At 66.8% G+C, this 10350-nt stretch carries 12 protein-coding genes; 9 read left to right on the top strand and 3 right to left on the bottom strand.

The features are described from left to right. The 6 genes from ELR45_RS25940 to ELR45_RS25915 all read left to right on the top strand — a co-directional run. A partial coding sequence (locus ELR45_RS25940) for an SRPBCC domain-containing protein (protein WP_205857282.1) occupies positions 1-364 on the top strand: 364 nt, incomplete at its 5' end. Next, positions 361-693 (top strand): ArsR/SmtB family transcription factor, encoded by a 333-nt coding sequence (locus ELR45_RS25935; protein WP_129668918.1) that lies wholly within the window; start codon positions 361-363, stop codon positions 691-693. The genes ELR45_RS25940 and ELR45_RS25935, both read left to right, overlap by 4 nt. A gap of 77 nt (positions 694-770) precedes the next feature. Beyond that, on the top strand, positions 771-1121 hold the full coding sequence (locus tag ELR45_RS25930; RefSeq protein WP_129668946.1) for a VOC family protein: 351 nt from the start codon (positions 771-773) through the stop codon (positions 1119-1121). A 138-nt stretch (positions 1122-1259) separates the two neighbouring features. Continuing rightward, the gene (locus ELR45_RS25925; RefSeq protein WP_129668917.1) at positions 1260-1682 is read left to right on the top strand and encodes a hypothetical protein; all 423 of its coding nucleotides are present in this window, start codon (positions 1260-1262) and stop codon (positions 1680-1682) included. Between the two features lie 266 nt (positions 1683-1948). Continuing rightward, entirely contained in the window at positions 1949-2440 is a 492-nt protein-coding gene (locus ELR45_RS25920) for an anthrone oxygenase family protein (RefSeq protein WP_205857280.1), read from the top strand. A gap of 155 nt (positions 2441-2595) precedes the next feature. Further along, positions 2596-4203 (top strand): alkaline phosphatase D family protein, encoded by a 1608-nt coding sequence (locus ELR45_RS25915; RefSeq protein ID WP_129668915.1) that lies wholly within the window; start codon positions 2596-2598, stop codon positions 4201-4203. 16 nt (positions 4204-4219) lie between these two features. On the opposite strand, the gene ELR45_RS25910 is transcribed toward ELR45_RS25915, so the two are convergent. Further along, positions 4220-5092 (bottom strand): alpha/beta hydrolase family protein, encoded by an 873-nt coding sequence (locus tag ELR45_RS25910; protein ID WP_205857279.1) that lies wholly within the window; start codon positions 5090-5092, stop codon positions 4220-4222. A gap of 80 nt (positions 5093-5172) precedes the next feature. Between ELR45_RS25910 and ELR45_RS25905 the strand changes: the two genes are divergently transcribed. After that, positions 5173-5754 carry a TetR/AcrR family transcriptional regulator gene (locus tag ELR45_RS25905; RefSeq protein WP_129668913.1) on the top strand — a complete coding sequence of 194 codons (582 nt, stop codon included), beginning with the start codon at positions 5173-5175 and terminating at the stop codon, positions 5752-5754. A 73-nt stretch (positions 5755-5827) separates the two neighbouring features. Here ELR45_RS25905 and ELR45_RS25900 read toward each other — a convergent pair whose 3' ends face one another. Further along, entirely contained in the window at positions 5828-6397 is a 570-nt protein-coding gene (locus tag ELR45_RS25900; RefSeq protein WP_129668912.1) for a thioredoxin family protein, read from the bottom strand. A 163-nt stretch (positions 6398-6560) separates the two neighbouring features. Beyond that, complete coding sequence (locus ELR45_RS25895; RefSeq protein ID WP_165368102.1) at positions 6561-7427, bottom strand: NmrA family NAD(P)-binding protein; 867 nt, start codon at positions 7425-7427, stop codon at positions 6561-6563. Positions 7428-7618: 191 nt separating this feature from the next. Here ELR45_RS25895 and ELR45_RS25890 point away from each other — a divergent pair, with 191 nt between their 5' ends. Together ELR45_RS25890 and ELR45_RS25885 are read left to right on the top strand one after the other, a co-directional pair. Further along, positions 7619-8560: an AraC family transcriptional regulator gene (locus tag ELR45_RS25890; protein WP_129668910.1), complete on the top strand. Its 942-nt coding sequence runs from the start codon at positions 7619-7621 to the stop codon at positions 8558-8560. A gap of 239 nt (positions 8561-8799) precedes the next feature. Beyond that, positions 8800-10350, top strand: a 1551-nt coding sequence (locus ELR45_RS25885; RefSeq protein ID WP_205857278.1) for a GntP family permease, incomplete at its 3' end; no start/stop codon positions are given.

Raw genomic sequence — 10350 nt, 5'->3', positions numbered from 1 at the left:
GATCGGCCGGGAAGACGACCGGTCAGGCCAGCAACGCCATCGGGAGGGCGACGTCGAGGTCGTCGAGGATCCGCTATGGGGGCGCTTTCCGGTCCGCACCGAGACGGTCGATCCGCAGAGTTACGTCTCGTTCCGCTGGGCCAGCGCGTTTCCCGGGGAGGATCTCCGCGACGGTAACTCCACGTTGATCGAGTTCTTCCTGCAGCCGCAGGGCGACGGGACCGTGCTGCGTGTCATCGAGTCGGGCTTCGCTTCTCTGGATGCCGTGGAGGAGACACGGACGAAGTCGTTCGACAGCAACGTCGATGGCTGGGCGGAGCAGATGGCCGTCATCAAGGGACGCGCGGAGCGGGTCGCCGCATGAATCTAGGCCGGGATGACGTCGGGGCGGTGCTCGTCGCGTTGGCGGACCCGACCCGGCGTCACCTGTTGGACACTCTGGCGGAGACCGGCCAAGCCAGCGCGACCGCGCTTGCGGATCGGTTACCGGTGTCCCGCCAGGCCGTCGTCAAGCATCTCAACGTGCTCCTGGACGCCGGCTTAGTGAGCTCCGGACGCGCGGGGCGAGAGGTGTTGTACCAGGTGCGGCCGGAACCGCTCGACGAATCCGCCCGGTGGATGGCGGATCTCGCCGCGGCATGGGATCGGCGACTCCACGCCATCAAACGTGCCGCCGAGCGGAGGCCGATGTAAGGGGCGCGCAATGCTCCTTACCGACAAGAGAGGGGACGAAGTTGGACGCCGAAATTGCCGAAGCTCCTGCCGAGGGAATGCGCGGGGGTATCGACATAGCGATGAAGGTGCCACCGCACCAGGTGGATGCTGTCGTTGCGTTCTACCGTGACGTGGTTGGTCTAAGGCCGGTCGTCGACAGGGCTCCGGCTGTGGGCTTTGAGCTGGCCGGCAACCGACTCTGGATCGACGAGGTGGCGACCCTGAGCCAAGCCGAGGTGTGGCTGGAGCTTTACACAGACGATTTCGAAGGCACGGCCCGACGGCTGGCATCGGCCGGTGTCGTTCGGTGTGACCCTATTGAGCCCCTGGAGGAGGGGTTCCGTGGCGGCTGGTTCCTTAACCCGGCCGGGATCGTGCACATGGTGAGGGAACCGGATGCCTGGTAGGACAGGGCAGTTCACTCCGTTTCGGTCAGTGGCATCACGTGCATGGTGCGCTGACCGCACGCCGAGATGCCCTGCGTAGGCGCATTCAACGGCCACTCACCGCGCCATGCTCGTGGGAGGGCATTAGAGTGGTCAGAGATGGATGGCGAAACGAGCTGGCGTGAGGAGCGCCGTGAGGCCTACGCCGTGCACGCCGCGGCCCTGGACCGACGCAAAGCGGCCGAGACCGCCCAGGCCCGCGAACTCCTGGCGAATTTCGTGCGCACGATGACCGAGAAGGGCATAGCGCCCGGACCGCTGCGCGCCCGCGTCCCGGAAACGCGCACCACCTACCGCACCGGGATCACCGGATGGTATCTGCGTCGCAACGGCTCGCTGGCGGTCGGCGTCGACGGTGACTTCTACATCCTGGATACGCCGGCCAGCCTGGCGTCCCGCCTCTTCGGTGTCCGTCCGATACCGTCCGATCCACCGCTCACCGTCGGGGCGGGTGCACGCGACGGCGAATCCATGCCGCTCGCGGAATTGCTGAAGCTCCGCATCGACGCCAGAGACCAGTAGGACCGGCGCTGGCCATCCCTCGTATATGCCGTCGTCAAGACCCAGCCGGGTTTTGAACAAGCTGGCGGCGGCGACGCAGCTCACGACGCAGTTTCTAGACGCACAGACATGAAGTCGAGCTTCTTGGCGATGGATCGTCTCAGTGCTTGAGCGGTTGAATATCTACGCAACGTCTGAGCGGCACGGCCCCCGCGGTCCGCGGTGAGCTGCCGACCGGCCGTCAGACCGAGAGTTGTGGAGAAGATATGTTCGACACGATCAGAGTCATGTCGCTGATTGCGGCCACACTGACGACCGGGGTCATGGCGGGCGCCTTCGGCATCTTCGCCGTGTCTATCATGCCCGGATTGCGCAACACCGACGACCGGACGTTCGTCGGCTCTTTCCAGTCGATCGACAGAGCCATCATCAATCCGGTATTCATGCTGGCTTTCGTCGGCGCGTTAGTATTCTCCGCGCTCACGGCCGCGCTGCATCTTCGCGAGGACGGCCGGTCAGTACTGCCCTGGGCCCTGGTCGCGACCGTTCTGTATCTGATCGTCTTCATCATCACCATGGCCGTGAACGTTCCGCTGAACGACGAGATCAAGGCCGCCGGGGATCCCGACCAGATCGCCGACCTGGCAGCCGTGCGCGAACGCTTCAACGAGGCCAGATGGATCGGCTGGAACATCGTGCGTACCGTTCTGGCCACGACAGCGTTCGGCCTCCTGACCTGGGCCCTCGTCCTCTACGGCCGCATCAAGACCTCGAGCTAGCGAAACGTCCAACCCGGCCCCGCCGTCCGCGACGGATGGCGGGGCCGCCACCTGTGCGTCATAGAACAGGCATCGAAGCGTCAACCGCCGGCCGTCCCGCCGTTCACCCGGCCCCGGTTCGATCGAGGCAACCCTGAACCGAAAGGTGCCTCATCATGACCCGTCGCCTGCTCGTGAACCGTCGTCAATTGCTGATCGGCGCCGGTGCGGTCACCGGTGCCGCACTCGTTCCGGGTCTTAGCTCAGCCACCACCACCGCTGCGGCGTCGCGCCGGCTGGAATACCCGTTCACTCTAGGAGTCTCCTCCGGCGATCCTCTCCCGGACAGCGTCGTGCTGTGGACGCGTCTCGCACCGGAGCCGCTGGAGCCGGACGGTGGCATGCCGAGGCGGAACGTGCCGGTGAGGTGGCAGGTGTCGGAGTCCGAGAGTTTCCGCAAGCCGGTCCGCCAGGGGGTCGCCCTGGCCAGGACGGAGGATGGTCACGCCGTCCACGTCGACGTCAAGGGTCTGCGGCCGCATCGGTGGTACTGGTACCGGTTCATCGTCGGGTCGGAGGCGTCTCCAGTGGGCCGCACCCGCACCGCGCCGGCCCTGGGCACGGCGCCGGCCGTCGCGTTCGCGTTCGTGTCCTGCTCGCAGTACGAGCACGGCTACTTCACCGCCTATCGGCACCTGGCCGAGGAGAACCCGGATGTCGTCTTCCACCTCGGTGATTACATCTACGAGTACGCACCGGGCGGCTACGTCGCGCCCGGAGGCAACGTACGTGACCACGTCGGCGACGAGATCCGGACGATCGGCGACTACCGGCGACGTTACGCCCAGTACCGGACCGATCCGGACCTTCAGGAGGCGCACGCCGCCGCGCCGTGGATCGTGACATGGGACGACCATGAGGTCGACAACAACTATGCCGACGACGTCCCCGAGAACCAGGACCCCGGGCAGGGCAACGACACGACCGAGAACTTCCTCGCCCGGCGCTCCGCCGCCTACAAGGCGTACTGGGAGAACATGCCGATCCGGCAGGACCGGCGAGCCACCGGACCGGACATGCCCCTGTACCGCGGGTTCACCTACGGAAACACGGCATCGTTCAGCGTCTTGGACACCAGGCAATACCGCACCGACCAGCCGTGTGGCGACGAGTTTCCCGCCGGTTGCGGCGAGGAGTTCGACCCGGACGCCACCATTCTCGGCGACGCCCAGGCAGGCTGGCTCGAGGATCGCCTCGCCCGGTCCGAGTCGGTGTGGAACGTCGTCCCACAGCAGATCTTCTTCGCCAACCTCGACGCCGAGGAGGGAGGCCCGACCGCGGATGACCCACGCGACGGCGGCTATCCCGACGGCTGGGACGGCTACCGGGCGTCGCGCCACCGGCTGCTCGACTTCATCACCGAACGCGAAGTGGAGAACTTCGTCGTCCTCACCGGCGACATCCACTCCCATTACCTTGCCGACCTGCGGCGTGACTTCGAGGACGAGACGTCGCCGGTACTAGGGACGGAGCTGGTGTGCTCGTCGATCTCGTCCGGCGGCGACGGCAGTGATCGTTCCAGCTTCTGGCCGTTGCTGCAGCCGGAGAACCCGCACCTGCGCTACAACAACAACCGGCGCGGCTATGTGTCGTGCCGCCTGGACAGCCAGACATACAGTGCCGACTTCCGCGTCGTCGACCGCGTCTCGGAACCGGATGCTCAGCTCCGGACCGACGCGTCCTACGTCATCGAGGCCGGCGACCCACGCGCCCAGGAGGCCTGAGTACGTATATGACTGGTCAGAGGTGACGACGCAGCCAGTCAACGGTGTGCCGGTCGACCTCGGCGGCATGCGGCGTCTGCGGCGCCGGTTCCATGCCGGGTTCCTCAGCAATGGCATGCGCCATACCCGGCACCACCGTGATGCGGACCCGGTCGCCGTCTCCGGCGAGGGATCCGCCGGTTCTCGCCGTGCCCGGGTGAGCGGCCCGGCGTTCCGCGTACCTGTCGGCCAATGCGTCACGCAGGGCGTGCGTCGGCGTGATGAAGCCGTCGGCGTCGTCCTTCTCACCGACGACGAGCAGCATCGCAGGCGCACCGGACTGCGCGATCTCGTCAGCGCGAGCAACGAAGTCCAGCCGCGCGGCGACCTCATCGGAGGCCGTCGACCAGGGATAGTCGAAGCCGAACTGGCGTGCCATGGCATCGACCGCCGGGCGCAGCTGCACCAGAGGGCTGACCAGCACAGCCGCTTCGACGGCTATGTCCCCTTCCACCGCGACGAGCAACGCGACGGCGGCACCGACGGAGCCCCCTACCAGGCTGACCGGCCCGTCGCCGAGACCTAACCGGCGGCGAAGCTCGTCAAGAGCGGCCGGAAACTCCTCGGCGGCCTGCGTGACAACAGGGCCTTGGAGATTGAGCACGGCGTCCTCGTACCCCAGGCGCATGATCTCGTCGAAGCCGCCCTCCGGCAGGCGCGAGCCGCACAGCGGCAGCCCGAGGTAGATACGCCAGGCGTCGAGCCCGTCAAGGGGCAGCGCAGCCGCGAACGCGCCCTCCGTGCGTGGTGCATCCATCATGTGCCACGCGACGACGATCGGCGCCGTCAGACGTGAACCGTTGGCTGGTGGGACGGCGAGAAACGGAACTCCAGCCGCTTCGCCCGTCACCGCGGAGACCATGCACATGGCAAACCCCTCTCATCAGCTGTACACCGTACAATTTAGCTGAACGCTGTACAATAAACAAGATGGGCGAAGCACGAACCCCGGGACAGCGAGCCGGACTCACGCGGGAGAGTGTCCTTCAGGCGGCGCACAAGCTGCTCATCGAACGGGGGCTCGACGGCCTGAGCATGCGCGGGCTGGCGACTCGGCTCGGCGTCGCCCCGAACGCCATCTACAGTCACGTCGCCAACAAGACGGCCCTGGTCGACGAGTTGCTCGACGAGGTACTGGCAGCCGTCGTCGTGCCGGATCCGGACACCACAGAGGCAAACGCGGGCTTGGTACGGATCATGACCTCGTCCTACACGGTGCTCCTCGACCATCCGGACCTGGTACCGCTCTACCTGGCGCGACAGGGAGCGCGAGGACCACACGCACAGCGACTCGGAGACGTCATGTTCGCGCTGCTCGCACAGGCCGGCGTCACTGGGCCCGCGGCACATGAGGCGCGGCGCGTGCTGATCGTCTACACGATCGGCTTCGCCGCGCTGTCCACGTCGGCAGGCCCCGAACCCAGCGAGGACCGGCCGCTGGGCTCCGCCGAGCTCTCCGGCAACTTCGCCTCCGGCCTTCAATGGCTGCTCACCGGCATCCTCGGGGCATAAGCTCGGTTCGTGCCCACACATGTCGCTCTGCTGCGCGGTATCAACGTGCGACGCGTAGCCGGCCCGGAAGTCCTCATCCGGTCGGCTCATTGCCGGGCTTCCACTTGATGGAGCAGCCCATGGCCGGTCGGTGCGGCGCCGGAACCTGCTGTCCAGCCAGGACCAGGTCCAACGCTGAGCGCAGCAGGTCACCGGTGACCGGCTTGTTGTTACCAGGCGTGCTCTCGTCGAACGCCCCGTGGTAAGCGAGCCGGCGGTCGGCGTCGAACACGAACAGATCCGGCGTACACGCCGCGTTGTAAGCCAGCCCGACCTTCTGGTCCGCATCGACCAGGTAAGGGAACGACCACCCAGCCCGTGTCGCCTGTTCGACGAGGTGGGCAGGGCTGTCATCGGCATAGGCGTCGGCGTCGTTGGTGCAGATCGCGACCGTGGAGACGCCTTTTCCGGAGTACTCCGAAGCCAGCCTGCCGAAGGCCGACTCGAGGTGCTTCACGTACGGGCAGTGGTTACAGACGAACGCCACGAGCAGCACGGGCGAGTCACCGAACGAGGACAACGAGTACTCTCCTCCGCCCGCGGCCGGCAGCGTGAAGTCCGGCGCGGGGGTTCCGATGCTGATCTCACGGGATTCTACGGCCACTGGTGCCTCCTATAGACTCTGTATTTCGTTCCGAGTCCATTCTGCCGCTTGCGCACCGGCCGAGGCTCGCGCACCCACGTCCTCCTTGATCATGTACGACCGGATCCGGCTTGGCCGCACATGATCAAGGAAGAACGCAGGACGAGATCGATGCCGCGATTCCTCAGACGTTGACGGGCAGGATGCTGCGGAGGGTCTCCTCCAGTTCCGTGTGGCAATGGTGCACGCGGTCCCCCCTGGACTGAAGCATGTCCTGCTCATCCGCGGCGTACAGCTCCGCCAGCACCTCGGCGAAATGCCGGGAGACGCCGCCCTCCACCATCGAGTCCACCCATCCGGCGGGCGGAATGTTCACCACCGGTATCGGCTTGCCGAGCAGAGCCGACAGCGTGTCGGCAACCTGCTGCTCGGTGTAGTGCGGGCCTTCGACGTCGACGATCTTGCTGGCGACGGGCGGCGCCACCAAGACGTCGGCGACGAGTGAGCCGATGTCCCGGGTGGCGTTCATCGGCTTGGACACGTCGGCGGACTCACCGAAGTTCGGGTAGATCCCAGCCTCCAGGACCGCTCCCAGGACGGTCTCCACCTTCTCTTGGAAGTGGAACGAGCGCAGTGCCGAGAGGACCGTGCCAGTCTCCCGCAGCTCGTTCTCCAGGTAGTTGAGCGGAAGTAGCGGTCCAGTGCCCTCCGTCAACTCGGCACCGATCGACGACAGCATGACGACATGGGGCACCTCGCTGTCCACGACCGCACCCACGATCGAATCCGCCGTGCGGCGCTGCTCGACATGGAAGTCCTCCTCCGGCTCGACAGCCGGAAGCAGGAGGAACGCACCCTGGCATCCGTGCAGGGCCTCGGCCACGCCGGAGCGGTGCCGCAGATCGGTGACAGCGACGTCGGCGCCCCGGTCCGCCCACTCCTTCCCCTTCGCTTCAGTTCTGACCAGGACTCTGACGCGCTCTCCGCGGCCCAGCAGTTCCCTGGCGGCGTGGCCGCCGACGTGACCCGTCACACCTGCTATCGCATACATGGTTCGTCTCCTTATTGACGTAGTGATCATGAAAGCCCCGGGGTCGTCCGGTGGGATCTCGGCCAGCTACGGCGCTCGTCCGCCATGGCCGGAGATTTCCCGGACACACACCATTCGACCGCGATTCGGTGAGACGCTCCATGGCTACGAAGCTCTATTGCATTTCTGTGTGTCTCACTTATGCTGACGACATGGATGCGCTCAGTGGCTTGATCGATGGCACGCGAGCGCAGAGCGCCTTGCTCAACCAGGCGATCCTGGAACCGCCCTGGTCGCTGCGGATCCTCGACCAGGCACCGCTCGCACTGGCCACCGTGTTGCGTGGGCACGCCTGGATCGTGCCCGACGATGTCGAGCCGACATTCGTGCGTGAGGGCGACATCGTCATCATCTGCGGCTCGGACCCGTACACGGTGGCCGACGATCCCGCCCTCTCACCCGATCTCATCGTCCACGCCGGCGGCAGGTACACGACCCCGGACGGCACCGACGTCACTGAAGAGCTTCGGATGTCGACCCGCACCTGCGGCGAACGCCCGGATGGCGCGACCGTGGTCATGAGCGGCTCATATGAGGTCAGCGGCGACGTCAGCGCCCGGCTGTTGAGCGCCTTGCCCAGGGTTCTCGTCGTCCCCGGTCAGGACACCTGCAGGGCCGCGATGAACCTGCTCGCCGCCGAGGTGGGCAGCGACGAGCCAGGCCAGCAGGTCGTTCTCGACCGGATGCTCGACGTGACGCTGGCCGCCACGCTCCGGGCATGGTTCGATCGTCCTGAGGCGCAGACTCCGGGGTGGTACCGAGCGCAGGCCGACCCATTGGTGGGCGAGGCATTGCGCCTCATCCACGAGGACCCATCGCAGCCATGGACCGTGGCAGGCCTGGCCGACAAGGTCGGAGCCTCGCGGGCCACCTTCGCCCGCCGATTCAGTGCGCTGGTCGGCGAGCCCCCGATGGCCTACCTGACCGGCTGGCGCACCGCCGTCGCGGGAGACTTGCTGCGCAGCTCCGACGCGACCATCGAGTCGATCGCCCGTCAAGTGGGCTACGCCAACGCGTTCGCCCTGAGCGTCGCGTTCAAACGCCTCCGTGGCGTCAGCCCAAGCCAGCACCGTTCCCAGCATCTCGCCGCCTGAGCGCGTTCCACCCATCACCAACGTCCTGCGATCCGAGCTCTCTGGCCGCCACTTCGCAGGACGCAAGCCGGCGGCCTAGTGTCCCGTGAGATGCGCAAAGCGAACCACGGGCCGCCAGAGTTGCTCGTTTTGAGCAGAAAACTCCTTCTCAGCGGTTGATCTGCGCATGTTGATGCCGCATGATGTCGCACACCGCAATGTCTCCGTGACGCGCTACACCATCCTTCAGGAGGATCGACGTGGATCTCCAACTGTTGGCGGCGCTCATTCTCGGGATCGCCACGATCGTCGTGATCGTGTTGTGGACCCGTCTCGATGCCTTCGTCGCCCTGCTCATCGCCGCACTCGTCGTCGGGTTCGTCGCAGGTTCCCCCGCGGTGGACACGATCGACTCGATCACCGCGGGCTTCGGCAGCACCATGGGATCGATCGGAATCGTCATCGGGCTCGGCGTCGCCGTCGGCAAGATCCTCGAGGTCTCCGGCGCCGCCGACGCGCTTGCGCAGGCCTTCGTCCGGGCGTTCGGCAAGGGCCGGGAGCCGTGGGCGATGGCCAGCACCGGCGGCCTGGTCTCCATCCCGGTCTTCTGCGACTCCGGCTACGTGATCATGAACCCGTTGGCCCGGTCGATCGCCCGGCGCAAGGGCGCCGGCTATGTCACCTTGGCCCTGGCGCTCGGATGCGGGATGACCCTCACCCACCACCTCGTCCCACCGACCCCAGGGCCGCTGGCGGTCGCCGGCATCATCGGTGCCGACCTCGGTGGCCTCATCCTGGCCGGACTCGTCTTCACCGTGCTCTTGATGCCGGTGGTGGTCATGTACGCCAAGTGGATCGGCCCGCAGCTCGAGAGCCAGGTCGTGCCCGAGGTACGCGACGCCGTCTACAGCTCCGGCACCACCGCCACCGGCGAGCGGTCCACAATTTCACCCGGCGGGTCCGACGCCGCACCGGCCGACGCTCAGCAATCCCCAGCCGGCACCACCGTCGCGACCAGGAACACTACCGACGATTCCACCGACGACGCCGCCGCGCGGGAAGAGCCGATCCAGGTCGTCCACGCCCTCGGCGAGCCGCCGTCCGGCGGTCAGCGGCACCGCATGTCGGCCGGTATCGCGGTGCTACCGCTGCTGGTCCCGCTGCTGCTGATCGTCGCCGGCACGGTCAGCACCGCCATCGATAAGAACCAGCAGGGGGTTCTGGCCGACGACGACGCCTACGAGCCTTCCAGCGTCGCAGAGGTGATGGCGTTCATCGGCAACCCCGCCGTGGCACTGATCGTCGGGATCCTGCTCGCCGTGTACGTGCTGCTGCCGCGCTGGATCACCCGAAGCCAGGTGGGTGGGTGGATGGCCCAGGCCGCATCCGCCGCGGGCCTGATCCTTCTCATCACCGGTGCCGGCGGCGCGCTCGGGCAGGTGCTCCGCGACTCCGGCGTCGGCGACGAGCTGGCCGACACCATCGCCTCGTGGAACCTGCCCGGCGTCCTGGTGCCGTTCTTGATCGCCACCCTGGTCCGGATAGCCCAGGGATCGGGCACGGTCGCGATGATCACCGCGGCGTCGGTGTCCGCACCTCTGGTGACAGGGCTCGGCATCTCACCCGTAGCCGCCGCGCTTGCGTGCTGTGCCGGATCGATGGCGTGCAGCTACTTCAACGACTCCTACTTCTGGGTGGTCACCCGGTTCACCGGCTTGGACGGTACGGCCGCCATCCGAGGCTGGTCAGGCATCACCACGGCCGTCTGGCTCGGCTCGCTCCCCCTCTTGCTGATCGCCGGTGCGATCCTG

This window comes from Phytoactinopolyspora endophytica (assembly GCF_004138495.1).
Lineage (GTDB): Bacteria > Actinomycetota > Actinomycetes > Jiangellales > Jiangellaceae > Phytoactinopolyspora > Phytoactinopolyspora endophytica.
The sequence above is the reverse complement of the archived record's forward strand: the minus strand, read 5'-3'. Positions and strand labels throughout refer to the sequence as shown.

Coding starts and splice junctions, on each gene's coding strand:
- ELR45_RS25935 (WP_129668918.1), top strand. CDS start 361: ATGAATCTAGGCCGGGATGACGTCGGGGCGGTGCTCGTCGCGTTGGCG.
- ELR45_RS25930 (WP_129668946.1), top strand. CDS start 771: ATGCGCGGGGGTATCGACATAGCGATGAAGGTGCCACCGCACCAGGTG.
- ELR45_RS25925 (WP_129668917.1), top strand. CDS start 1,260: ATGGATGGCGAAACGAGCTGGCGTGAGGAGCGCCGTGAGGCCTACGCC.
- ELR45_RS25920 (WP_205857280.1), top strand. CDS start 1,949: ATGTCGCTGATTGCGGCCACACTGACGACCGGGGTCATGGCGGGCGCC.
- ELR45_RS25915 (WP_129668915.1), top strand. CDS start 2,596: ATGACCCGTCGCCTGCTCGTGAACCGTCGTCAATTGCTGATCGGCGCC.
- ELR45_RS25905 (WP_129668913.1), top strand. CDS start 5,173: ATGGGCGAAGCACGAACCCCGGGACAGCGAGCCGGACTCACGCGGGAG.
- ELR45_RS25895 (WP_165368102.1), bottom strand. CDS start 7,427: ATGTATGCGATAGCAGGTGTGACGGGTCACGTCGGCGGCCACGCCGCC.
- ELR45_RS25890 (WP_129668910.1), top strand. CDS start 7,619: ATGGATGCGCTCAGTGGCTTGATCGATGGCACGCGAGCGCAGAGCGCC.